The 23,969-nt window shown below is 75.1% G+C and carries 21 protein-coding genes; 12 read left to right on the forward strand and 9 right to left on the reverse strand.

Annotated features, from left to right (window positions below):
• Positions 1–37: 37 nt before the first annotated feature.
• A complete protein-coding gene (locus ACIQCH_RS17170) occupies positions 38–541 on the reverse strand; it encodes a nuclear transport factor 2 family protein (protein ID WP_402581577.1) in 504 nt (167 codons plus the stop codon).
• A gap of 127 nt (positions 542–668) precedes the next feature.
• Here ACIQCH_RS17170 and ACIQCH_RS17175 point away from each other — a divergent pair, with 127 nt between their 5' ends.
• Positions 669–1,577, forward strand: a complete 909-nt coding sequence (locus ACIQCH_RS17175) for a LysR family transcriptional regulator (RefSeq protein WP_402581579.1) — start codon at positions 669–671, stop codon at positions 1,575–1,577.
• An 83-nt stretch (positions 1,578–1,660) separates the two neighbouring features.
• Here ACIQCH_RS17175 and ACIQCH_RS17180 read toward each other — a convergent pair whose 3' ends face one another.
• Positions 1,661–2,512, reverse strand: coding sequence for a class I SAM-dependent methyltransferase (locus ACIQCH_RS17180; RefSeq protein ID WP_402581581.1), 852 nt, complete (start codon positions 2,510–2,512; stop codon positions 1,661–1,663).
• Between the two features lie 119 nt (positions 2,513–2,631).
• Here ACIQCH_RS17180 and ACIQCH_RS17185 point away from each other — a divergent pair, with 119 nt between their 5' ends.
• The 3 genes from ACIQCH_RS17185 (at position 2,632) to ACIQCH_RS17195 (ending at position 5,155) form a co-directional block, all read left to right on the forward strand.
• Positions 2,632–3,225: a TetR/AcrR family transcriptional regulator gene (locus ACIQCH_RS17185; RefSeq protein ID WP_402581583.1), complete on the forward strand. Its 594-nt coding sequence runs from the start codon at positions 2,632–2,634 to the stop codon at positions 3,223–3,225.
• Positions 3,226–3,420: 195 nt separating this feature from the next.
• Positions 3,421–4,188: a DUF4232 domain-containing protein gene (locus ACIQCH_RS17190; RefSeq protein WP_402581585.1), complete on the forward strand. Its 768-nt coding sequence runs from the start codon at positions 3,421–3,423 to the stop codon at positions 4,186–4,188.
• Between the two features lie 451 nt (positions 4,189–4,639).
• Positions 4,640–5,155, forward strand: coding sequence for a GNAT family N-acetyltransferase (locus tag ACIQCH_RS17195; RefSeq protein WP_402581586.1), 516 nt, complete (start codon positions 4,640–4,642; stop codon positions 5,153–5,155).
• A gap of 55 nt (positions 5,156–5,210) precedes the next feature.
• Here the strand turns inward: ACIQCH_RS17195 and gdhA are convergent, their stop codons facing one another.
• Entirely contained in the window at positions 5,211–6,566 is a 1,356-nt protein-coding gene (gene gdhA, locus ACIQCH_RS17200; RefSeq protein ID WP_402581588.1) for an NADP-specific glutamate dehydrogenase, read from the reverse strand.
• A 320-nt stretch (positions 6,567–6,886) separates the two neighbouring features.
• Entirely contained in the window at positions 6,887–8,347 is a 1,461-nt protein-coding gene (locus ACIQCH_RS17205; protein ID WP_402581590.1) for an amidase, read from the reverse strand.
• Positions 8,348–8,595: 248 nt separating this feature from the next.
• Between ACIQCH_RS17205 and ACIQCH_RS17210 the strand changes: the two genes are divergently transcribed.
• Entirely contained in the window at positions 8,596–9,186 is a 591-nt protein-coding gene (locus ACIQCH_RS17210; protein ID WP_402581695.1) for a TetR/AcrR family transcriptional regulator, read from the forward strand.
• 178 nt (positions 9,187–9,364) lie between these two features.
• Here ACIQCH_RS17210 and ACIQCH_RS17215 read toward each other — a convergent pair whose 3' ends face one another.
• On the reverse strand, positions 9,365–10,150 hold the full coding sequence (locus ACIQCH_RS17215; RefSeq protein ID WP_402581592.1) for a TioE family transcriptional regulator: 786 nt from the start codon (positions 10,148–10,150) through the stop codon (positions 9,365–9,367).
• Positions 10,151–10,239: 89 nt separating this feature from the next.
• On the opposite strand from ACIQCH_RS17215, the gene ACIQCH_RS17220 reads away from it, so the two are divergent.
• On the forward strand, positions 10,240–11,439 hold the full coding sequence (locus ACIQCH_RS17220; RefSeq protein WP_402581594.1) for an erythromycin esterase family protein: 1,200 nt from the start codon (positions 10,240–10,242) through the stop codon (positions 11,437–11,439).
• A gap of 104 nt (positions 11,440–11,543) precedes the next feature.
• On the opposite strand, the gene ACIQCH_RS17225 is transcribed toward ACIQCH_RS17220, so the two are convergent.
• Positions 11,544–12,899 (reverse strand): MFS transporter, encoded by a 1,356-nt coding sequence (locus tag ACIQCH_RS17225; protein WP_402581596.1) that lies wholly within the window; start codon positions 12,897–12,899, stop codon positions 11,544–11,546.
• 249 nt (positions 12,900–13,148) lie between these two features.
• On the opposite strand from ACIQCH_RS17225, the gene ACIQCH_RS17230 reads away from it, so the two are divergent.
• Both ACIQCH_RS17230 and polX read left to right on the forward strand, forming a co-directional pair.
• Positions 13,149–13,550 (forward strand): DUF4440 domain-containing protein, encoded by a 402-nt coding sequence (locus ACIQCH_RS17230; protein WP_402581597.1) that lies wholly within the window; start codon positions 13,149–13,151, stop codon positions 13,548–13,550.
• Between the two features lie 355 nt (positions 13,551–13,905).
• Entirely contained in the window at positions 13,906–15,627 is a 1,722-nt protein-coding gene (polX, locus tag ACIQCH_RS17235; RefSeq protein WP_402581599.1) for a DNA polymerase/3'-5' exonuclease PolX, read from the forward strand.
• Positions 15,628–15,671: 44 nt separating this feature from the next.
• Here the strand turns inward: polX and ACIQCH_RS17240 are convergent, their stop codons facing one another.
• Complete coding sequence (locus ACIQCH_RS17240) at positions 15,672–15,875, reverse strand: ferredoxin (protein ID WP_402581601.1); 204 nt, start codon at positions 15,873–15,875, stop codon at positions 15,672–15,674.
• Positions 15,876–16,033: 158 nt separating this feature from the next.
• Between ACIQCH_RS17240 and ACIQCH_RS17245 the strand changes: the two genes are divergently transcribed.
• A complete protein-coding gene (locus tag ACIQCH_RS17245) occupies positions 16,034–16,957 on the forward strand; it encodes an oxidoreductase (protein ID WP_402581603.1) in 924 nt (307 codons plus the stop codon).
• 452 nt (positions 16,958–17,409) lie between these two features.
• On the opposite strand, the gene fusA is transcribed toward ACIQCH_RS17245, so the two are convergent.
• Entirely contained in the window at positions 17,410–19,503 is a 2,094-nt protein-coding gene (fusA, locus tag ACIQCH_RS17250) for an elongation factor G (RefSeq protein ID WP_402581605.1), read from the reverse strand.
• 517 nt (positions 19,504–20,020) lie between these two features.
• Between fusA and ACIQCH_RS17255 the strand changes: the two genes are divergently transcribed.
• On the forward strand, positions 20,021–20,578 hold the full coding sequence (locus ACIQCH_RS17255; protein WP_402581606.1) for an HXXEE domain-containing protein: 558 nt from the start codon (positions 20,021–20,023) through the stop codon (positions 20,576–20,578).
• 281 nt (positions 20,579–20,859) lie between these two features.
• The gene (locus tag ACIQCH_RS17260; RefSeq protein WP_402581696.1) at positions 20,860–22,782 is read left to right on the forward strand and encodes a glycoside hydrolase family 5 protein; all 1,923 of its coding nucleotides are present in this window, start codon (positions 20,860–20,862) and stop codon (positions 22,780–22,782) included.
• A gap of 111 nt (positions 22,783–22,893) precedes the next feature.
• On the opposite strand, the gene ACIQCH_RS17265 is transcribed toward ACIQCH_RS17260, so the two are convergent.
• The gene (locus tag ACIQCH_RS17265) at positions 22,894–23,379 is read right to left on the reverse strand and encodes an SgcJ/EcaC family oxidoreductase (protein WP_402581608.1); all 486 of its coding nucleotides are present in this window, start codon (positions 23,377–23,379) and stop codon (positions 22,894–22,896) included.
• Positions 23,380–23,470: 91 nt separating this feature from the next.
• Between ACIQCH_RS17265 and ACIQCH_RS17270 the strand changes: the two genes are divergently transcribed.
• Positions 23,471–23,929, forward strand: a complete 459-nt coding sequence (locus ACIQCH_RS17270) for a MarR family winged helix-turn-helix transcriptional regulator (protein ID WP_402581610.1) — start codon at positions 23,471–23,473, stop codon at positions 23,927–23,929.
• The last annotated feature ends 40 nt before the right edge of the window (positions 23,930–23,969 follow it).

Below are 23,969 nucleotides of genomic sequence, written 5' to 3' on the forward strand. Positions count from 1 at the left end.
GCCGCCCCCGCGCGTGCCGCGCACCCGCGGGGCCGGCTCACTCCCCCTCCGCGGGCCGGGTCTCGAAGTGGAAGACCTTGGCGATGACCTGCCAGCGCCCGTCCAGCAGGAGCAGCGTCAGGAAGTCGGTGTACCGACGCGGCCCCATCGAGCACTCCACGCGGGCGAGCGCGGTCACGGGCCCGGCGAACTCCACCGACACCACCAGGTCCCGCCGCGCCTCCCGGCGCGCGGCGGGCGGCTCCCGGGCGGCCACCACCGGGAAGTACTCCGGCATGGTCAGCCGCAGCAACGTGCCCTCGCTGGCGGTGGCGTAGACGGCTTCGGGGTGGAACACCCCGGCCAGGACGGCCGTGTCGCCGTGGTGGAGACCGTCGAAGTAGGCGGCCAGCACCCGTCGTACGGCGGCGTCCGCCGCGCCGGCCGCCGCCGCGCCGGCCGGGGAGGTGGTGACGGCGGTGGCGACCGGGGAGGCGACGACGCCGGTGGCGGCGGTCGCGACGGCGGCCCCGGGGGCGGGCGGGGGCGTGGTGGACGGCATGGGAACGCTCCTGGTCTCGTGGGCCGTTCGGCCGGCCCCGACTGGCGTCCGGGCCGCTGATCCGACGCTACGAGCGGGCGGCCCATCACACCACGACGGAAATCGGAGCCTGACATAATCCGGGCTTATGACGGCCGAGGTGGACCTGCGCGACCTGGAGCTGCTGTCCGCCACCGCGGACGCGGGCACCCTGACCGCCGCGGCCGAGCGCCTCTACGTGAGCCAGCCCGCGCTCAGCCAACGGCTCACCCGGCTCGAGGACCGGCTCGGCATGCCGCTGTTCGACCGCCGCGGCCGCCGGCTGGTCCCGAACGCGGCCGGCCGGCGGATGCTGGTCGCCGCCCGCCGGGTGCTGGCCGAGTTGGAGTCGGCCGTGCGGGACCTGCACGAGATGCGCGAGGGGCACGAGCGGTACGTGCGGTTCACGGCCCAGTGCAGCACCACGTACCAGTGGCTGCCGCCGGTGCTCCGCGCCTTCCGCGCGCGGCACCCGGACGCGGAGGTCCGCATCGAGCGGGTGGCCGACGACGCTCCCGTGCCGGCGCTGCTGGCGGACCGGGTGGACGTCGCGCTGGTCACCAAGCCGGACCGGGAGGCGGACCGGGTCAGCCTGACCCGGCTGTTCGAGGACGAGATGGTGGCCGTGGTGCCGGTCGGGCACCCGTGGGCGGGTAGGGACCACGTCGCGGCGGACGACCTCGCCGACGCCCGCCTCCTGCTCTACGACGTGTACGACCAGAGCCGGATCCCCTCGGTCCCGCTGCCCCTCCCCCACGGCGCCCGGCCCGCCCGCGTCACGACCGTGCCGGTACTCACCGACGTGCTGGTCGAGCTGGTGGCCGGCGGCCAGGGCCTCACCGTGCTGCCGAACTGGGTGGCCGCCCCGTACGCGGCTCCGCGGGGCCTGGCCCTGGTTCCCTTCGGCCCGGAACCGCTGACCCGCACCTGGTACGTCGCCACCCGGCGCGGTCCGCGGGCACCGCACCTGGTGGCGTTCGTGGCGGAGTTGACCGCCGCGCTGGGAACCCCGGCCTGACCGACCCGCCTGACCGACCCCGCCAGTCCGACCCGCCTGCCGTACCCCCCGCCGACCGGCCCGGCCGACCGGCCCGCCCGTGCTCAGCCTCCCGCGACGGTGCCCGTCAGGAGCCAGCCCGTGGCGCGCAGCCGCACGGCGCCGGCCGCCTCGTACGGCCGCAGCTCCTCGACGAGCCGGGCCCGGGCGCGGTCGTGCGTGGCGGAGTCCACCCGCGCCGTCAGGTGGCGGCCGGGCCCGCTGTCGAGCAGGAAGTCGGCGGCCTCGCGGGCGTCGCTCCCCCAGGTGCCGTACGCCGTGACGTGCTCGGCCCGTACGTCGCGCAGGCCCGCGGCGTCGAGCAGCGCGGCGCCCGCGCCCGCGGCGGCGAGCGAGAACATGCCCGGCCCGCCGGGCCGTCCGAAGCCGCCGAGCGGGAGCAGGTCGGCGAGGGCGGCGAAGGCGGCCAGCCATGCGTTGCCCTCCGGCTCGGCGGCGCAGAGCAGGGCGACGCGGCCGCCCGGCCGCAGGGCGCCCGCGATGTTGGCGAACGCGGCGGCGGGATCGGCGAAGAACATGACGCCGAAGCGGCTGACGGCCACATCGAAGGCGCCCGGCGGCAAGGGGTGGACCTGCGCGTCACCCTGCTCGAAGCGGACGGTGCCGAGGCCCTCCCGCGCCGCGGTCGCCCGGGCGCGCTCCAGCATCGGCGCCGACAGGTCGAGACCGAGGGCGCTGCCGTCGGGTCCGGCGGCGCGGGCGGCCAGCCGGGTGGTGGCCCCGGCGCCGCAGCCGACGTCGAGGACGCGGTCGCCGGGGGTGATGACCGCGGCGTCCAGCAGGGGCTGGTCGAACCCCGCGTTGACCGCGTCCCAGCGGTCCTGGTGGGCGGCCCAGTGGGCACCCTCGTAGCCGTTCCAGGCCTGCGCCTGGGCGGTGTTGGCGATCTCGGGCATGGACGTGCCTCCCGCGTGTGGGCGTACGGAACTGCGCACCACCCGATAGAATGGGCGCACGCCCAAACAGTATGGGCGCCCGCCCATGCTCGCAATCCCCGTTCCCCCGGAGGGACTTGATGTCACCACGCGGAGTAGCCATCCCCGACCTGCGCGAGCGGCTGTTCGACGCCGCGGAGCGCGTGCTGGCCCGGGACGGGGCCGCCGGCCTCACCAGTCGGGCGGTCACGGCCGAGGCCGACTGCGCCAAGGGGGTGCTGCACACGCACTTCGCGGGGCTCGACGAGTTCGTGGCCGAGCTGGTGCTGGACCGCTTCGGCCGCTCGGCGCGGGTGGCGGCGGCCCTGCCCGCGGAGGCCGGCCGGGGCACGGTGGCGGGCCACCTCCTCGCGCTGGCCTCGGCGGTGCTGTCCCTCGACCCGGGCGTCGTCGGTCTCGCCGTGACGCGCCCGGCGGCGGCGGCGCGGGTCCGCGAGGCGTGGGAGGCCGGCGCTCCCGGGTTCGACGCGATCCAGGCCTCCCTCGAGGCGTACCTCGTGGCCGAGCGGGACCTCGGGCGGACACCGGCGGACCTGGACGTCGGCGCGGTGGCACTGGCCCTGGTGGGAACGCTCCACCACCTGCTGATGACCGGACGCCCCGACGCGCCCCCGCCCGTCGAGCAGATCGAACGCCTGGTCGGAGCGCTGGTCGGACGGCCCGGAGCGAACTGACCGGAGCGAACTGGCCGGAGCGAACCGACCGGAGCCGGAATCGCCGCGGGCCGGCCGCGGGAACCCGGTCAGATCATGAACGCGTCACAGAATCGCCACAGCGCGCCGCCCCGGGAACTCCGCCCCCGTGCGGCACCGTGTCCCCGGACGCGAGTGCCGGCGCGAGACCGGTCGTACAACCTCGGGGAGCTCCCAATGCAGTACACAGCAGGCACCGGCCGGACCGCGGCGGCACTGGTCACGGCGGCCGCGGCCGCCGCCCTCATGACGGGCTGCACGCCGGCCGGTGACGACGGCGCGAGCGACGCGGCCTCGACCCCGCCGGCCGCCAGCGGACCGGCGAAGCCGACGGCCACCGGGGGCTCGACCGGGGGCAGCGGCGGCTCCACCGGAGGCTCCACGAGCGGGGGTTCGGCGGGCACGTCGGGAGGGTCCTCGAGCGGGTCGTCGAGCGGCGGCTCGACCACCGGCGGCAGCACGGGCGGGACCGGGGGCACCGGCGGGACCGGGGACGCGGCCAAGCCCTGCACGATGGACGACATCAAGGTCTCCGAGGCCCGCCAGGCCGAGAACCGTCCGGTCGGCACCGGTACCGGCGCCGCGATCGTGTCGGTGACGAACGCCTCCTCCCACACCTGCACCCTGCGCGGCTTCCCGACCGTCGCGGGCGCCGGCAACGGCTCCCCGGACAAGAACCGCCCGCTCGCCGTCACCCAGAGCGGTACGGCGGCCAAGGTCCCGCTGTCACCGGGCGGCAGCGCCTGGACGAAGCTCACCTTCGTCCAGGTCCAGGGCGAGGCCGACGGGTACTGCGTCTCCGGCGCGACGCCGTCCAGCTACCCGACGATCGTCCTGGGCGTGCCGGACGCCGGCAAGCACCAGATCGCCATGGTCGACGGGGTCTTCGCGGAGTGCGACGACACCGTGACCGTCACCGCGTTCTCCTCCGTGAAGCCCTCCTGACCCGGGACGTCCCCGGTCCGCCCGGCCCCGCCCGACGGAGCCGGGCGGCCGCTGGCGCGCAGGACCCTCCGCACCTCCGCGACCAGCGCATGGATCTCGGCGGTGGTGAGCGCCATGCACAGCAGCATGTGCGCGTGGACCCCGCGGGGGCTGACCGCAGATATGCGGAGCGATCCGGTCCCGGCGCGGCGGCCGCGTGACCCCCTGGTGGATCACCCGGCGTGCGCGGGGGTGCGCGGGCGGGCATGGTCGTTGCAGAGGCCCTGCCGCGGCTCTTCCCCTCGTACGCGGCGAGCCGGCCCGTGCCGTCGGCGCCGAACCCCGAGCGGGGCCGACGGCACATCTCATCGGTCGCCCGGAGCGCCCGAAAAGGCGAGGACACCGGTCGCGGTCCCTGCGTAGGCTCGGGACGAACCACACCGCCCGACCACGAAACGGACCCCCGCTCCGCATGACCGACGCCACCCCCTGGATCACCCGTGCCGAGACCCCGGCCGACGTCCGCGCCGTCCGCGAGGTCAACCTCGCGGCGTTCGAGACCGCCGCCGAGGCCGACCTCGTCGACGCCCTGCGCACCGACCCTGCCTGGATCGACGGCCTCTCCGTGGTCAGCACCGACGGCGACGGCCGCGTCATCGGCCACGCCCTGCTGACCCGGTGCCACATCGGCGACACCCCGGCCGTGTGCCTGGCCCCGGTCGCCGTACGGCCGGACCACCAGCGCACCGGCGCCGGCTCGGCCGCCGTACGCGCCGTGCTGCGGGCGGCCGGCGAGCGCGGCGAGCGGTTCGTCACCGTCCTCGGCCACCCGGACTACTACCCGCGGTTCGGGTTCACCCGCGCTTCGGCGCACGGCATCCGGCTGACCGTCGACGTCCCCGACGAGGCCCTGATGGCCCTCGCCCTGGACCCCACGGCCGCCCTGCCGGGCGGCACGGTGCGGTACGCGGCGCCGTTCGGCATCTGACGTCCGGCGGCGCCGGGTCCGGGGCCGCCGGACCCGGGCGCCGAAGGACGGTCGCTCAGACCAGCCCCTGGGCCAGCATCGCGTCGGCCACCCGCTCGAAGCCGGCGATGTTGGCGCCGGTGACGTAGTCGCCGGGGGCGCCGTACCGCTCGGCCGTCGCCCAGCAGGTGCGGTGGATGTCCTGCATGACCGTGGCGAGTTCGCTCTCCACGCGCTCCTTCGACCAGACGTCGCGGCCGCTGTTCTGGCGCATCTCCAGCGCGCTGACGGCCACGCCGCCCGCGTTGGCGGCCTTGCCCGGGCCGAAGGCCACACCCGCCTCCCGCAGGACCCGTACGGCCTCCGGCGTGACGGGCATGTTCGCGCCTTCGGACACGGCCTTGACGCCGTTGCGCACGAGGGACCGGGCGGCGTCGGCGCCGAGCTCGTTCTGGGTCGCGGAGGGCAGGGCGAGGTCGGCGGGGACGTCCCAGACCGAACCGCCGGGGACGAAGGCCGCCGACGCGCCGCGCCGCTTCGCGTAGTCCTCGACCCGGCCGCGCTCGACCTCCTTGATCTGCTTGAGCAATTCGAGGTCGATGCCCTTGTCGTCCACGACGTAGCCGCTGGAGTCGGAGACGGTCAGGGCGCGGGCGCCCAGCTGGTGGAGCTTCTCGACCGTGTAGATGGCCACGTTGCCGGAGCCGGAGACGACGGCCTGCTGGCCCTCCAGGTCCTCGCCGCGCTGGCGGAGCATCTCGGCCATGAAGAGCACGTTGCCGTAACCGGTGGCCTCGGTGCGCGCGTTGGACCCGCCCCAGCCGACGCCCTTGCCGGTCAGCACGCCGGCCTCCCAGCGGTTGGTGATGCGGCGGTACTGGCCGAAGAGGTAGCCGATCTCGCGCCCGCCGACGCCGATGTCGCCGGCCGGAACGTCGGTCCGGTCGCCGATGTGGCGGTAGAGCTCGGTCATGAACGACTGGCAGAAGCGCATGACTTCGGCGTCCGAGCGGCCGTGCGGGTCGAAGTCGCTGCCGCCCTTCCCGCCGCCGATGCCGAGGCCGGTGAGGGCGTTCTTGAAGATCTGCTCGAAGCCGAGGAACTTCACGATGCCGAGGTTGACGGTGGGGTGGAAGCGCAGGCCGCCCTTGTAGGGGCCCAGGGCGCTGTTGAACTCCACCCGGAAGCCGCGGTTGACGTGGGTCCGGCCGCGGTCGTCCTGCCACGGCACCCGGAAGAGCACCTGCCGCTCCGGTTCCACGATCCGCTCGACCAGCGCGGCCTCGGCCACCTCGGGGCGGGCGGCCAGGACCGGCGCCAGGGTCTCCAGCACCTCCCGCGCGGCCTGGTGGAACTCCGGCTCGGCCGGATTGCGGCGGACCACCTCCGCGTGCACGGCTGCGAGTCTGTCCTGCGCGGATGCTGAAGTCATGACAATCCCTTCTCGGACCTGCGTCTGTCGAGTGATCGTCCGTACAGCCTGCCCGATGGAGGGGGCGCGGCACGAGATCACTCCGCACAGAGAACACCCGCGACCGTCGAGAGGTTGCTGCAACACGTCCCGGTCCCGACCACCGCCCTAGTACGGCCCCACCAGCGCCCGCCCGGGCGACCCGGCCGCCGCGCGCACCCCGGGTCCAGGCCGAACCGAACTGGACCGAACCAGACCGAACCGCAGTCGACCGGACCGGCCAAAGCCGAACCCGCCCCGATCGCGGCTCTACCCGTCCCGTCCCGACGGTCGACCGCACCCTAAGGCCCGGCCGGCGCGCCCGGCACGACCGGCGTGACCGGAGTCAGCAGCCCCATCCGAGCCACCACCCGCGCCTCGACCTCGGCCGCCGCCGCCAGGCACAGGTCCTCGCGGAAGGGCCGCCCCACGAGCTGCACCCCCGTCGGGAGCCCGTCGGCCGTACCGGTGGGGACGGCGACGGCCGGCAGCCCCGCGAAGCTCGTCGCCGTGCACAGCCGCATCGCCGACGCGACCCGGTCGCGCCCGGCCCGGTCCCGGGACTCCAGGCCGGGTTCGACCGGCGGCTCGGTGAACACCGGCCCCAGCAGCAGCGGATACGCGTCCAGGAACTCGGCCCACGAGCGCCGGATGCCCAACCAGGCCCCCATCAGTCGCATCACCTCGGCGCCGGTCGCGGGCACGGCGTCCGCCATCACCATGCCGATGTACCGGTCGCCGCCCGGTCCGAGCAGGCCCCGGACGGCCGGCCAGCTCGGCGCGAACTCGGCGAGCGTGATGCCCGTGTACGCCGCCAGGGTCTCGTCGAGGCGCGGAACGTCCGCCACTTCGCGGACGTCGTAGCCGGCGTCGGCCAGTGCCCCGGCGGCGACGGCCACGGCGGTCGCGATCGACGGGTGGACCCCGTGCCCGCCCGGGTCCGCGACGACGGCCACCTTCAGGGGGCCGGCGAGCGGTTCGCCGTACACCGGCACGGGCACGGTCCACGGATCCCGCGGGTCGGGCCCGGCCAAGGCCTCGTACGCGAGCCTCAGGTCGGCCACCGTGCGGGCCAACGGGCCGTCGGTGACGAGCAGTTGCGACGCCGGGCCGGGGTCGTCCGGGCCGAACACGCGGCGGTCGGCGGGGAACCGGCCCGGGGTGGGCTTGAGGGCCGCCACCCCGCAGAACTGGGCGGGGACCCGGACGGATCCGCCGGAGTCGTTGCCGAGTCCCAGCGGCGCCATGCCGGTGGCGACGGCCACCGCGTCGCCACCGCTGCTGCCTCCCGGCGTGCGGCCGGCGTCCCAGGGATTGAGCGTGTCGCCGTACAGCTCGCTGCGGGTGTGCATGCCGGCCAGGACGAGGGTGGGCATGTTGGCGTGCCCGATCGGAACGGCGCCGGCCGCGCGCAGCCGGGCCACCGGCGGGGCGTCGGCCGCGGCCACGTGGTCGCGGAAGCGGGGCGAGCCGAAGGTGGTCGGCACGCCCTCGACGGGCGTGGTCTCCTTCACCGTGAACGGCACCCCGGCGAGCGGCCCCAGCGCCTCGCCGGCCGCCCGGGCGCGGTCGGTGGCGGCGGCGTCCTCGCGGGCGCGGTCCGCGAAGAGCTGCGTGACGGCGTTGACGCGCGGGTTGACCTCCGCGATGCGCTCCAGGTGGCTGTCGACGAGTTCGACGGCCGTGACCTCCCCCGCTCGGACCGCGGCCGCCTGGGCCGCGGCCGACAGCTGCCACAGGGTCTCCCGTCGGGTCGTTCGCATGATCATTTCCGTTCCCCTCCGCCGGCGCCGCCACGGCTTTTCCGATGCAAGCGCATCGGAACATTAGACTGAGATCCGATGCGAGTGCATCGAATAAATGCGTGACACCGGTCGAACGGGCGACGACACCCGAACGGATGACGGCGCTCGAACGGATGACGGCGCTCGAACGGACGACGACGACCGAACGGGCGACGACGCCCGCGGAGCGGACTCCGCGCCGCGTGCGCAGGGAGGGGACGGAGCAGGTGCCGAAGCAGGTGGACCACGAGGCGCGCCGACAGGTGATCGCCGAGGCCGTGTGCCGGCTGGCCGACGAGAGCGGACTGGAGGGCGTCACCCTCCGCGACGTCGCGGCGCGCGCACAGGTGTCGATGGGCGCGGTCCAGCGGTGCTTCCGCACCAAGGAGGAGATGCTCGTCTTCGCCCTCGCGTACGTGGGCGAACGCGTCGCCGACCGGGTGCGCACCCGACTGCTGCGCAGCCCCGCCCAGTCCGCCGGCACGGCGCTGGGGCACGCGGCGACCGAGGTCTCGCTGCTCCGGGCGGAGCACCGGGCGGAGGCCCGGGTGTGGCTCGCCTTCCTCGCGCAGGCGGCGGTCAGCGAACCGCTGGCCGTGATCCTGCGGGCCAACTACGCGGGCCTGGAGGACGTGTTCACGGGACTGGTCGTGGACGCGACCGCGCCGACGGCCGGGGAAGGTGCGGCCCGCCGGGCGGCCCGCACCCTGCTCGCCCTCGCGGACGGCCTCACCGGCCACGTCCTGGTCGGCCACCTGACCCCGGAGGAGGCCCACGAGGTCCTGGACTCCCACCTCACCGCCCTGCTGCGCACCTGACCCCGACCGGCGGCACGACCCGACCCCGGGCCCCGGCCGCACCGCACGGCCGCGCCGTTGGCCAGAAACGACGAGAAGCGCAAGAAGCGACAGAAGTAGCCCGCCCCGCAGCCCGCAGCCCGCAGCCCGCAGCCCGCAGCCCGCAGCCCGCAGCCCGCAGAACAACCCTCCCGGAGCGCTACGGCATCGCGGAATCCGACGCGGTCAGGTACACGTGCAGGGCGGCGGCCCCGGACAGCATCGCCACGCCGCGTGCCGTCAGGCGGGCCCGCCACTCGCCGAGCGTCGCGCGCAGCGGCTCCGGCCCGCCGGCCGCCCGTACCTGCTCGAGCACCCGCGCGACGTGCTCCAACCCGTGCCCGCCCCGGCGTAGTTGGTGGGCCAGCCGTACGTCGCGCACGTCGGCGGCCGTGTAGACGCGGTAGCCGGTGCCCGGGTCACGGCCGGGCACGACCAGCCCCGCCCGCTCCCACTTGCGCAAGGTCGCCGGCCGGAGGCCGAGCCCGTGCGCGAGCGGCCCGATGAACGTCGCCTCCGCCGGCGCCGATCCTCCCGTCGGCGGTGCCGCTCCCGGGCGGGCCGGTGACGCCCCCGCCCCGTCCGCTACCGGCCCCGGGCGGGCGGCCGCCGCGGCCGGCGGCACCAGGTCCTCGAGCGCCGCCGCCACCGCGTCCAACGTGGCGCGATCGGCGGCCAGTTGCGCATGGCTCTCGTCGAGCAGCCGCAGCGCCGCTTCGGGGTCGTCGTGGTGGACGGCCCGCAGGACGGCCCCCGCCGTCGCGTGCCCGTGCCCGGGGACGAGCGCCAGGAAGGCGCGCAGCGCCGCCGCGTGGCGCGGGGCGTAGACGCGGTAGCCGCTCGGCGAGCGATCGGCCGGCGGCAGGATCCCGTCCGCTTCGTAGTTGCGCACCGCCTGCGTCGACAGGCCGTGTTCGCGCGCGAGGTCGATGGGTCGCAACCTCATTTTGAGACTCAGCCCCCCGAGAACAGCCGTGGATCCAGCAGAAAGCGCGGAAAAGTTTACACCGCTGGTTCAACGATACGGTTGAGGCCATGACGGTCTCCATCCCGGCCGCCGCCCGCCCCTTCTCCGGCGGCGCCCTCACCGCGCTCCTGTCCCCGGCCACCCGCCTGCTCGCCCTCGGCGAGCCCACCCACGGCGTCGACGCCTTCCTCGACCTGCGCAACGAGCTCTTCCGCCACCTCGTGGAACACGAGGGCTACCGCTCCGTCGCCATCGAGAGCGACTGCCTGGCCGCCCTCGTCGCCGACGCGTACGTGGCCGAGGGCACCGGCTCCCTCGACGAGGCGATGGAACGCGGCTTCAGCCCCGGCTTCGGCGCCTCGGCCGCCAACCGCGCGCTCCTCTCCTGGATGCGCTCCTACAACAGGGACCGCCCCGCGTCCGAGCGGCTCCGCTTCTACGGCATCGACGGTCCGCTGGAGATGACCGGTGCCGCCTCGCCCCGCCAGTCCCTGACCGCGCTGCACGACCACCTCTCCGCCCACGTCGAGCTCCCCCTCCCCCTCTCCTCCGGCGCCCTCGACGAGCTGCTCGGACCCGACGCCCGCTGGACCGACCCGGCCGCCCTCATGGACGCCTCCCGGTCGGTCGGCCGCACCCCGGAAGCCAGGGAACTGCGCCTGGTCGCGGACGACCTGACCGCCCTACTGACCTCGCAGGCCCCCCGTCTGGCGGCCGTCGCCTCCCCGGACGCCCGCTGGCTCGCCGGGCTCCATGCCCGGACCGCCACCGGCCTCCTGCGCTACCACGACGCCCTGGCCGACACCTCGCCCACCCGCCTCGAGGGCGTCATGGCCCTGCGCGACGCGATCATGGCCGACCACCTCGACGCGATCGTGCGCCGCGAGTCCCCGCGCGGTCCGACCCTCGCCTTCGCCCACAACCGCCACCTCCAACGCGAGCGGAGCGAGATCCGGTTCGCGGGCCGGCCGCTCCGGTGGTGGAGCGCCGGGGCGATCATGGCGACCCGCCTCGAGGAGGGGTACGCCTTCGCCGCCGCCACCTTCGGCACCCGAGGCGCCGACGTGCCCCCGCCCGACACGCTGGAGGGACTCCTGTCGGCCCTCCCCCACGCCCGCGCCGTCGTCGATCCCGCACTCCTCGCCGCGGCCCTCGACGAGCGGCCGGCTCCCCGCACCCCGGCCGACCACACGTACTTCTCGCTCGACCCCGCCACCACCGACCGGACCGACGCCATCGTCTTCGTCAAGGACCTCCCCACTCCCTGACGACGGCCACGCACCCGGCCACCCGCACCACGGCCGCGGCGCCGCCAGCCGCCCTCAGCCGCACGCGTCCGCAGTCGTCCGCAGTCGTCCGCACGCGTCCGCCGTCACCCGCCCGCCGTACCACCCCCGCGCCGCTTCACCCCTGCGCCCGGGGGCGGTCCGGCCGGGCGGCGGGCGGCCAGGAGGACGACCGCCGCACACAGGACCAGGACCGCGCCGGTCAGCGGCGCGGCCCGGGTGGCGAGGTGGTCGACCGTCAGGCCGCCGGCCACCGCGCCGAGGGCGATGGCGAGGTTGAACACGGCGACCATCAGCGAGGACGCCGCCTCCGCGGCCTGCGGCGCGGCGCGGTTCATCCAGTTCTGCACGCTCACCGACACGCCGCCGTACACCAGTCCCCAGCCCACGAGCAGCACCCCGCCCGCGACCGGCGAGCGCAGTACGGCGATCAGGGCGAGCACCACCGGCAGGGCCAGGCCCACCGCCAGCAGGGCGGGGCGGGGTCCGCGCGCACCGGCGAGGAAGTTGCCGACGACGCCCGCGGCGCCGTAGCCGAGCAGCAGGGTGCCGACCAGCCCGGGCGCCACCCCGGACACGTCCTGGAGGACGGGCCGCACGAACGTGTAGGCGGCGAACTGCCCGGTCACCACCAGCAGGGTCACGACGAGGCCCGTCCGTACGGCCGCGTGCGCGCGGACCGCGGCCACCAGGGCCGCCGGGCGGACGGGCTCGCGGGGCGGCAACGGCGACAGGAGCAGGGCCAGCCCCGCGAAGGCGAGCAGGCCGAGCCCGGCCACCGAGGCGAAGGCGGCCCGCCAGCCCCACGCGGGGTCGACCTCGCCGACCAGGGTGCCCGCCGGCACGCCGAGGACGGAGGCCGTGGAGACACCGGCGACGATCACGGACGTGGCCCGGGTGGCCCGGTGGGCGGGCACCAGGCGGAGGGCCAGGCCGCCGGCTATGGCCCAGAAGCCGCCGATGCCGACGCCGACCAGCAGCCGGGCGCCCAGCAGCACCGGGAAGTTCGGGGCGAGGGCGGCGGTGGCGTTGGCCACGGTGACCAGGGCGATCAGCGCACACAGCACCCGTCGGCGGTCGAGCCGGCCGGTGCCGACCGTCACCAGCGGCGCACAGGCGGCGGCCACCAGGCCCGGCGCGGTGACCATCAGTCCGGCCGTGCCGTCGGAGACGCCGAGCCCGGCCGCGACGGGGGTCAGCAGGCCGACCGGGAGCAGCTCGGAGGTCATGAGGGAGAAGATGCCGAGCGAGACCGCGACGACCGCCGCCCAGGCCCGCACCGGAGCCACCCCCGCAGCCGCACCGGCGCCACCGCCACCTCCGACCGGGTCCGCGGACCGGCCCGGGTCCGTGGGCGTGGGCGACGGCGACGGCGACGCATCCTGGGCCGGCGAAGGGTCCTGAGCCGGGGACGGCTCCTGGGCCGGTGCGGTGTCGGTCATGCGGTGCTCCGTACGGCGGGAAGCGGATCGATCCGGACGCCATGTCCTGATCCCTATGGACGAACGGGCGTTCCCATGCCCTCCTTCCCGCCCCGTCATGCACGCCGGCCCCACCGTCTCCCCTGGTGGACACACCGGACGCGGTTCGGGTACGCCGGACGGGCCGACCGGGGCCCGGTCCGTCCCCCGTCGACCGCCCCGGACGTCCGGACGCCCGGCCCTTCGAGAGGCCCGTGTTACTGTCGCGCCATGTCGCCCAAGGCCGAAATAGACGCGCTGACCGCCGAGTTCTTCGGTGCCTTCGACAACCGCGGCGGCCGGGCCGCCGAGGTGGCGCGGATCCGCGAGCTGATGGTCCCGGGCGGCGTGATCGTCGTGACCGGCCCGTCGTACCGGGTGTACGGCGTGGAGGAGTTCATCGAGCCGCGCGAGCGGCTGCTGGGCGAGGGCCGACTGGTCGAGTTCTCGGAGTGGGAGACCTCCGAGCGGACCGAGATCGCGGGCGACATCGCCTCCCGCTTCGGCGAGTACCGCAAGTCCGGGCTGCTGGACGGCGAACCGTACGAGGGCTCGGGCTCGAAGACCTTCCAGTTCGTCCGCACCCCCGACGGCTGGCGCATCGCCGCCTTCTCCTGGTACGACCACGCCTGACACCCCGCGCACACCTACCAGGGGGTAGGGCTGCCCGGCCGGTCGTGCCGGGCCGGCGGCAGGCCGTGGTGCGCGGGCGCAGCGCCACGGCGCCTTCGGTCCGTCCCTGCCCCGGACCCGGGAACCGGGCCCTGGATCCCGGCTCCCGAGTCCCCGTACGGGCCAACGAGGGGGCGCCGCCCGGGGCACGCCGGGACCCCGACCGGCGGCGGCACCGGGGGCGCACCCCCCGGCCGCCCCGCGCCCCGGCCCGCGCCCCCCGCCCCGGCCTCGCCCCCGGCACGCGCCACGACCGCCACGGCCACCGCGACGCCCACGAAACGCACCCCGCTCCCCGCGGGCGCACCCTGGAGGTATGGCCCGGGCCAACGACGACGTGGCGGCCGTGCTCCAGGAGTACGCCGACCTCGTCGCGATCAGTGGCGGGGACGCCTTCCGGGTGCGCTCGTACGAGAAGGCCGCGCGCGCCATCGGCGGGTACCCGGCGGACGTCGCCCGGCTCGACGCCAAGGGCCTGCAGGAGATCCCGAACGTCGGGAAGTCGATCGCCGAGAAGGTCCTCGCCTACCTCGGCACCGGCCGACTGCCGGCCCTCGACGAGGCCCGCGCGGCGATCCCGGCCGGCGTGCGCGAGCTGACCAGGATCCCGGGGCTGGGGCCGCGCAAGGCGCTGGTCCTCCACGACGAGCTCGGCATCTCCTCCGTGCAGCAGCTCCGGGACGCGATCGACGCCGAGAAGCTGCGCGACCTCAAGGGCTTCGGGGAGCGGACGGAGGAGAACATCCTGCACGGCATCGCCCTCCTGGAGCAGTCCGGCGACCGCATCCTGCTCAGCACCGCCACGGACGTGGCCGAGCGGATCCTGGCGGAGCTCTCGCAGCTGCCCGGCTGCCGGGACTCGGCGTACGCCGGCTCGTTGCGCCGCATGCGGGACACCATCGGGGACGTGGACGTCCTGGTGGCCGCGGAGCGCCCGGCACGCTTCATGACGGCACTCACCCGGCTGCCCGGGACCGCCGAGGTCATCGCGCACGGCGACAAGAAGACGTCCGTCAGGACGGAGTCGGGCCTCCAGGTCGACCTGCGGGTGCTGCCGCCGGGCTCGTTCGGCGCGGGCCTGCAGTACTTCACCGGCTCCAAGGCGCACAACATCCGCACCCGGGAACTGGCGGTCCGCAACGGCCTCAAGCTCTCCGAGTACGGGATCTTCGACGCGGAGAGCGGCGACGTCCTCGCGTCGGAGACCGAGGAGGAGGTGTACGCCCGGCTCGGCCTGCCCTGGATCCCGCCGACGCTGCGCGAGGACCGGGGCGAGGTCGCGGCCGGGCTGCGCGGCGAGCTGCCGGAGCTCGTCACCGAGGAGGACGTCCGGGGCGACCTGCACACCCACACCGACCTGACCGACGGGCTCGCCCCGCTCGAGGACATGGTCGCGGCCGCGGCCGACCGCGGGTACGCGTACTACGCGGTCACCGACCACGCCCCGAACCTCGCCATGCAGCGCATGACCGACGAGAAGATGCTGGCCCAGCGCGAGCAGGTGCGGGCGCTGGACCGGAAGCACCACGGGATGCGGCTGTTGCACGGCACGGAGCTGAACATCGGCCCGGACGGCTCACTGGACTGGCCGGACGACTTCCTGGCCGGCTTCGACCTGTGCGTGGCGTCGGTGCACTCCCATTTCACGCAGAGCCGCACGGATCTGACCCACCGTCTAGTCCGGGCCTGTGAGAACCCGTACGTCAACGTCATCGGCCACCCCACGACGCGGCGCATCGGCAGCCGGCCGCCCGTCGACGCCGACCTCGACGCGGTGTTCGAGGCGGCCGCGCGGACCGGGACGGCACTCGAGGTCAACGCGCACCCGGAGCGGCTGGACCTGTGCGACGAGGACATCCTGCGGGCCCGCGAGTACGGGGTGAAGTTCGCGATCGACTCCGACGCGCACGCCACCACGCACCTCGCGTACCTGCGCTACGGCGTGGGGACGGCCCAGCGGGGCTGGCTGACGCCCGACGACGTCGTCAACACCTGGCCGTTGACGAAGCTGCGCCGCTTCCTGCGCAAGGGACGCTGAGGGTCGGGCCCCGCCGGATCCCCTCCCGGCGTCCCGGCGTCCCGTCAGCCCGCGTCGACCCGGATCGCCTGGACGGGGCAGGCGCGCACCGCTTCCTTGACCATCGGGTCCCCGGCGCCGCTCTGCCAGTCGGGGGCCAGCTCCCCGAAGCCGTCGTCGTCCGAGCCGAAGACCCGGGGCGCGGTCAGCGCACACATGCCGCTGCCGATGCAGAGGGTGTTGTCGATGCTGATCTTTGTCTCGGACACGTCGGGTCCGTCCCTTCCGAAGTCCCGCACGGGCTGGTGAGCGCACGCCATGCTCCCGGGTGCCGGTGCCCCGGGGACGCCACCCGCCCGGCGGTCCACCCCAACGAGTGGCGGAGCTGGCGGACCGGGACGTGCGCGGCCGATGAGATGATCACCGGATGACTTCTGACGACCTCTCCGCGGCGGCCGCGGGCAGCTGGACCCTCGGCGACCTGACGGTCAACCGGATCGGCTTCGGCGCCATGCGCCTGCCCCAACTCGGCAGGGCCTTCGAGCCGGGCGCGGTCCCGGGTGACCGGGACCGGGCGGTCGGCGTGCTGCGCCGGTCCGTCGAACTCGGGGTGAACCACATCGACACGGCGGCCTTCTACTTCTCGGCCCTGCGCTCGGCCAACGAGCTGATCAACCGGGCCCTGTCGCCGTACCGCGACGACATCGTGATCGCGACCAAGGTGGGTCCCGGCCGCGACCCCTCCGGCGAGTGGCTCGACCACGCAGGGCCGGGGCAACTGCGCGGCCAGGTCGAGGAGAACCTGCGCCAGCTCGGCCGCGACCACCTCGACCTGGTGAACCTGCGCGTGCTCGGCACCGCTCCGGTCGCCGAGCGGTTCGGCGTACTGGCGGAGTTGCGGGAGGCGGGGCTGATCCGGCACCTGGGCCTGTCCAACGTCACCCCCGAGCAGCTCGCCGAGGCGCGGGAGATCGCGCCGGTGGTGTGCGTGCAGAACATGTACGGCATCGGGGTCCGCCCCGACCAGGACGCCTTCGTACGCCACTGCGGCGAGCAGGGCATCGCCTTCGTGCCCTTCTTTTCGATCGCCGCGGCGGGCAAGGAGGGGGGCACGACCGGCGAGGAGAGCCCGGAGGTGCTGGCGGTGGCCGAGGCGCACGGGGCGAGCCCGGCACAGGTCCGGCTGGCCTGGACCCTGCACCGGGGGCCGCACGTGCTGGCCATCCCCGGCACCGGCAACCCCGCCCACCTCGAGGCCAACGTGGCAGCGGGCGCGCTGCGGTTGTCGGAGGAGGGACTGGCGCTGCTGGAGGGGGTTCACCGGGCGGGGGAGGCGTCGGGTGAGGAGTGAGGGGGTGCGGGAGTGAGGGGAGGCACTCCACGTGAGTGAGGGCTCCCACCCTGTGGTGTGTGGGTCCCCCGGCGCTTGACCCGGTACGGCCTGCAGGCCCTGCGGCAGGCCCACCCCTGGGCCTTCGGCCCTGGCCTTCGGCCACCCCAGGCCCGGGCCTGCCTCCGGACCAGCCTGCCCTACCGGCTCAAGCGCCTCCCCCACACACCACACGGGGTTGAGGGGCGGGACGGACGCACACCGGCCCTCCATCGGCACGGGCGGGGTTGAGGGGCGGGGCCGGACCCGAGGGACGGGTAAGCCCTGGCCGCCCCCGCCCCCGACCCCGGGGGCGGGGGCGGGGGCGGGGCCCGGACCCCGGGGCCAGCGAGTGGACCCCGGGGTCCGGGCCCGGGTCCGGACCCGGGCGGGCCGGGACGGGACCGTATGGGACAGGACCGGACCGGATGGGACTACCCGCCGAGCACCTGCGCGGCCACCGGGGCCGGAACGGGCTGGCGGCCGGCCGGGCGGGCCGTGAAGGTGGCCCGGCCCCGGGTGCGGCCGCGCAGGGCGGACGCGTACCCGAACAGCTCGGCCAGCGGCACGGTCGCCGTGACCTGTGCCGTGCCCCCGCCGCCGAGGCCGCCGTCGGCTCCGGCGGTGGAGCCGGTGACCCGGCCGCGCCTCGCCCCGAGGTCGCCGAGCACCCCGCCGACGCAGTCGTCCGGAGCGGTGACGGTGACCTCGGCCACCGGCTCCAGGAGCCGCAGCTCGCAGGCCCGCAACGCCTCGCGCAGCGCGAACCGGCCGGCGGCCCGGAAGGCGAGCTCCGAGGAGTCCTTCGAGTGCGTGGCACCGTCGGTGAGCACCACCCGCAGCCCGGTCACGGGATGACCACCCAGAGGCCCCTCGGCCAAGGCGTCGCGGCAGCCGGCCTCGACGGCCCGCGCGTACTCCTGCGGCACCCTGCCGCCCACGACCGTGGACGCGAACGCGAAACCTCCCTCCAGCGGTTCGACGTCGATCACGACATGCGCGAACTGGCCGGCGCCGCCGTCCTGTTTGACGTGCCGGTGGACGTGCCCGCGCACCCCGCGCGCCACGGCCTCCCGGTAGGAGACCTGCGGGCGGCCCACGGACACCTCCACCCCGTGCTCGCGGCGGATCTTCTCCACCGCCACCTCCAGGTGCAGTTCACCCAGGCCCGAGAGCACCGTCTGCCCCGTCTCGGGGTCGGTGCGCACGGCCAGCGACGGGTCCTCCTCCGCCAGCCTGGCCAGCGCCCCGGCCAGCCTGCCGGTGTCGGTGCTGCGCCGCGCCTCCACCGCGACCGAGACCATCGGCTCGGCCGTGACCGGAGCCTCCAGGACGACCGGTGCGCCGGGGGCGCACAGCGTGCTGCCCGGCCGGGCGGCCTTGGGGCCGATCACGGCGACGATGTCGCCGGCCACCGCCCGCTCCGCCTCGGAGTGCCGGTCCGCCTGGACGCGCAGGATGCGGGCGATCCGCTCGGTGCGCCCGGTGCCGGGGTCCAGCACCTGGTCGCCCTTGCGGACGGTCCCCGCGTACACCCGCAGGAACGTCAGCCGGCCGGTGCTCGTCGTGGTCACCTTGAACGCGAGCGCGGTGAACGGCGCCGCCGGATCGGCGGGCCGCTCCTCGCTCCCTGACGGCACCGCGGCGCCGACCGTCGTTCCACGAACCGGCGGGACGTCCGCGGGCGAGGGCAGGTAGGCGAGCACGGCGTCGAGCAGCGGCTCGACGCCGCGGTTCCGGTACGCCGAACCGCACAGCACCACCACGGCCTCCCGCGCGAGGGTCAGCTCGCGCAACGCCCGGACCAGCGTCCCCTCGGTCAGCGCCGAGGTGGCGCAGTACTCCTCCAGTGCACCCGGGTGCAGGCCCGCCACGGTCTCCTCCAGTTGCGCGCGGCGCCGGTGGGCCTCCGCGAGCAGTTCGTCGGGGACCGGTCCGGTGTCGTACGCGCCGCCCGTCGCGTCCCAGCGCAGGGCGCGCAGCCGCAGGAGGTCGACGACGCCGGTGAAGGCGTCCTCGCTGCCGATGGGCAGCTGGACGACCAGCGGTACGGCGCCCAGCCGGTCCCGGATGGAGGCCACGGCCGCGTCGAGGTCGGCGCCGGCCCGGTCCAGCTTGTTGACGAACGCCAGGCGCGGCACCCCGTACCGGTCCGCCTGCCGCCACACCGACTCGCTCTGCGGCTCGACCCCGGCGACGCCGTCGAAGACGGCGACGGCCCCGTCCAACACCCGCAGGGACCGCTCGACCTCGTCGGAGAAGTCGACGTGGCCGGGGGTGTCGATGAGGTTCACCCGGTGCCCGGCCCAGTCGCAGCTGACGGCCGCGGCGAAGATGGTGATGCCGCGGTCGCGCTCCTGCGCGTCGAAGTCGGTGACGGTGGTGCCCTCGTGGACCTCGCCGCGCTTGTGGACGGCGCCGGTGGCGAACAGGATCCGCTCGGTGAGGGTGGTCTTGCCCGCGTCGACGTGGGCGAGGATGCCGAGGTTGCGGACGGTGTGGAGGTCGGTGGTGCCGATGGCGCGCATGGCCCATGGCCTTTCGTACGAAGAGTGATCAGGGCAGCGCGATTCCCGGACGGGCCACGGCCCGGTGGTGAACACCCGCCACGAGCACCCGGCAGGGACACGGGTACGGCGGGTGGGCGGCCCCGCAGCAAGGCAGGACACGCAGGGACACGAAGGTGCGTCACGGGGACACGGTGACGGCCGCGCAGCCGTTACCGCGCGGCGGAGGACACCGGGATCACGTCGTACCGGGGCCGGGGAGCGAACGCGGCGGTGCGGCAACGGCACATGGCCCGGCTCCCCTCTCTTCACACGGCGTCAGACTGATCCACGGACACGCGACTTCGCCCTGCGGGCGGCGCGCACAGCGAATGTAGTGAGCCGACGGGGACGCGCGCACGTGCTTTTCCACGACCGGGCGCCCCTCGGTCCCGCAACACCGGAACCAGGTGCTCGCAGCTCCCACCCCGACACCGGTGAACTCCCCCACACCGAGGGGACCCCCGTACGCACACCGAACCGTGCGACGATCACCCCCATGAAGATCACAAAGCGCGCTGCCTTACCCGCCCCCACCACCCCCGACCCCATACCCCCAGCCGTCTACTGGGGCCTGTTCGCCGCCTGGGCGGCCAACGACATCGAGGAACTGCTCACCATGGCCCCGTGGTCGCGCGCCGCCGGCCCGCGCCTGCGCGCCCGGTTCCCGCGCGTTCCGGAGCGGGTCTGGGCGCGCATGGAGCTCACCCAGCCGCAGGTCAACGCCGCCGTGGGTGTCATGGCCGGGCTGATCGCGGCCGCCGCCGCGGACGGTGCCCGCACCGGCGGCCGCAGCCCGTTCTTCCGTACCGTGCTGACCGGCTTCGGGCTGCACGGCGCCGTCCACATGGCCCAGTCCGCCGCCTACCGCGGCTACACCCCCGGCGTGGCCACCTCCCCCACGGTGGTGATCCCGTACAGCGTCTGGGCGCTGAACCGCCTGCGCCGGGCCGGGCTGCCACCGGCGTCACCGGTCCTGAGCGCGGCCCTGCTCCCGATCGCCGCAGGTGCGGCACAGGCACTGGGCGGCCGACTGGCACGGCGCAGACGGGGCTGACCCCCCGCAACCCGCCACCACACCACCCACCACCACCGGACCACCCGCAGCCCGCCACCCGCCACCCGCCACCCGCCACCCGCCACCCGCCACCCGCCACGACCGGACCAGCCACCGGCCGGCCGCTGCACGTGCCGCACGACTCTGCGGCACGACTCCGGCGCGCGACTCTGGCGCCTAACCCAACTCACCAGTAATTTACGGCCGTCGGACAGGTGGACGAGCGAGAGGCGGGCGGATTCGTGAGGCAGTTCCTGCGGGCACTGGGGACGGGCGCGGCACTGTGGCTGGCGGCAGCCGGGACGGCGGCGGGGGCCGCACCGCCCGCCGGCTCGGCCCCCTCCGCAACCACAACGCCCGCCGGCGCGACCTCCCTCAGAAGCACGACGGTCGCCGCGGCCACGACCCCCGCCGCAACCCCCGCCTGGCGCCCACCCCTGTCGACCCGCGGCCGGTACGTCGTCGACGCCGACGGCAACCGCTTCCGCATGAAGGCCGCCAACTGGGACGGGGCGCAGGGCTCGTGGTCCGGATCCGGTGACGTCGCGGATCCCGCGAGCCACCACGCCGGTCAGGACTCGCACGGCATTCCGCTGGGCCTGGACCGCGTGTCGCTGCCCACCCTGATGGCGGACTTCCACCGGCTGGGCCTCAACAGCATCCGGCTGCCGTTCTCCAACGAGATGATCCGGGCGACCGCGCCCGTGCCGGACGCGGCCGTGGCCGCCAACCCGGCGCTGCGGGGCCGGACTCCGCTGCAGGTGTACGACGCCGTGGTGGCGGCCCTGGCCGCCGACGGCTTCGCGGTGATCCTCAACAACCACACCAACACGACCCGTTGGTGCTGCGGCGTCGACGGCAACGAGCGCTGGAACACCTCGCAGTCCACCCGGCAGTGGGCCGACGACTGGGTGTTCATGGCGCGGCGCTACCGGTCGGAGCCGCGGGTGGCCGGCGCCGACCTGTACAACGAGGTGCGCCGCAACGTGTGGGACGACCCCAACTGGGGCCTGGGCGACGACCACGACTGGCAGGCGGCGGCCCAGGAGGCCGGCGACCGGATCCTGACCGAGGCCAACCCCGAGCTGCTCGTCGTGATCGAGGGCATCAACTGGACCGGCATCCCCGTGGACGGCTTCGCCCACGGCCGGCCCACCCTCACCCCCGCCCGCACGCTCTCCCACGCCCTCGTCCGCTCCGGCAAGCTGGTCTACTCGGCGCACTTCTACGGGTACACCGGCCCGAACCACAGCGGCGCGACCGGCCTCGGCGAGACCCACGACCCGCGCTACCAGGACCTTTCCCGCGAGGAGCTGCACCAGGTCCTGTACGACCAGGCCTTCTTCGTCTCCGCGGAGAGCGGCAAGCACTTCACCGCGCCCGTGTGGGTGAGCGAGTTCGGCATCGGATCGGACGAGACGGGCGCGAAGCCGCGCGCCTGGTTCGGGAACATGACCGACGAACTCGTCGCCGCCGACGCGGACTTCGCCTACTGGCCACTGGTGGGCTGGGAGGGTCACGACAGCTGGGCCATGCTGCGGTACGGGCCGTCCGGCACCCGGTCGGGGATGCTCGACGCCGGCGACTGGCGCGGCGCGGCGTGGCAGCGGCTGCTGGCGGGGCCGGAGCGGACGGGCCAGGTGGCCCGCGTTCCGGTGTGGCAGCAGCTGAACACCGACCACTCCGACTTCGTCCAGTCGCTCCGGGCCCGGGCCGAGGGCGACTGGGACTCGGGCGCCCGCAAGGCGGCCTGCCCGGACGGACTGCGGCTGGCGGGCCTCGGGCACACGGGCGGCCGCGGGCTGTGCACCGACACCGGGGCCGGTGACTTGCGGGCGGCGGACGGCGGGCAGACCGTGGTGCGCGACGAGCGCTTCGTCCCCGGTGGCGGGGACTGGGCGTCGGGGTACACCAAGTTCCAGTGCCCGACGGGCCAGTTCCTGATCGGGTACAGCCGGCGCGGGGAGCGCGTCTCGGCGGCCCTGTGCGCGCCGTCCCGGACGGCCCTGGGCACGGCCGGACGGACGGTGTGGTTCGACCGCGGCGACAACCGGCCGGCCGGGGACCTCGGGGGCGACTGGGCGTACGGCAGCTACAAGGGCCAGTGCGGGGCGGACGAGTACGCGGCCGGGATCGCCTTCACCACCCGCGTCGGCAGCCGGGGTACCCCCGACGCACTCCTGTGCCGCCGCCTGACCCCCTGACACCTGGCCCGGGCCCTGATCTGGCTCTGGCTCTGGCTCTGACCCGACCCCAGCGCCCGGGCAGGGCATCGCGCGGGGAACCGGCCCGGCCGGCGGCGCGGGGGGAGCGGCTCAGCGGCCGGCCGGCCGGGTCGCGGGCTTGGCACGGAAGGAGAAGGCCTCCATGAGGCGGCGGTGGGCGGTCTTCTGCACGGCGGCGATCCGCCACTGTCCGTCCGCCTCGCGCACGACCGTGTACGTGGCCAGCTTGTCCAGACGCTTCGGCTCCGCGCCCTTGTGGACCGCGCCGCGGGTGACGACCACGGCTGCGTCGGCGCCGAGGAAGCGCAGGTCGGTGATCTCGACGGTGAGGCGGGTGCCCTTGAGGAACGAGTCGAACAGGACCTGGTGGGCGCGGCCGATCTCGGCTCCCCCGTGGTAGACGGTGCCGACGAAGGTCACGTCCGTGGCGTCCGCGGTGAACTGCTCGCCGTAGGCATCGCCGTCGCCGCGGCCCCAGGCTTCGGTGCTGCGCCGCAGCAGGGCGCGGACGGCCTCGTGGTCGGCGGCGGCGGAGGCAGAGGTGGCCGTACGGGTGGCGGTACGGGTGGTGGTCATGGCCAGTCCCTCCCATGGTAACTTCGCACATGAAGTTACTTCTTCGAAGATTTCTCTTCCTTGAGGAAGAGATTAGGGATGGGGTCGGCTGATGTCAACGGCAGGGATGCGCTCCGACGCGAGCGAGGTATACCGGCGCTACCTGAGCGCCGTGATGCTGCACGGGCACGCCGGGGCGCGGGCCTGCGACCTGGGCGCGACGGACCTGTACGCGCTGAACATCCTGGAGCTCTCGGGGGCTATGACGCCCGGCGAGCTCGGGGCGCGCACGGGCCTGACGACGGGACCCACCACCCGTCTGGTCGACCGCCTCGAGCAGGCGGGGTACGTGCGCCGGGCGCCCGCGCCCGGCGACCGGCGCAAGGTGCTCGTCGAGCCGGTGGGTGCGCCCGCGGAGCTCGACCGGGTGATGGCCCCGGCCCGGCAGCGGATCGCGCAGATCCTGGGCGACTACTCGCCCGAGCAACTCGGCGTGCTCTTCGACTACTTCGCCCGGGCGACGACGGCGTACCAGGAGGCGGCCGACCAGCTGCGCGCCGAGGAGGACTGAGCGGCCCGGGACCCCCTCCCGACCCCGGCGGCCCGTTGCC

It is taken from the genome of Streptomyces sp. NPDC093225 (assembly GCF_044753805.1).
GTDB lineage: Bacteria > Actinomycetota > Actinomycetes > Streptomycetales > Streptomycetaceae > Streptomyces.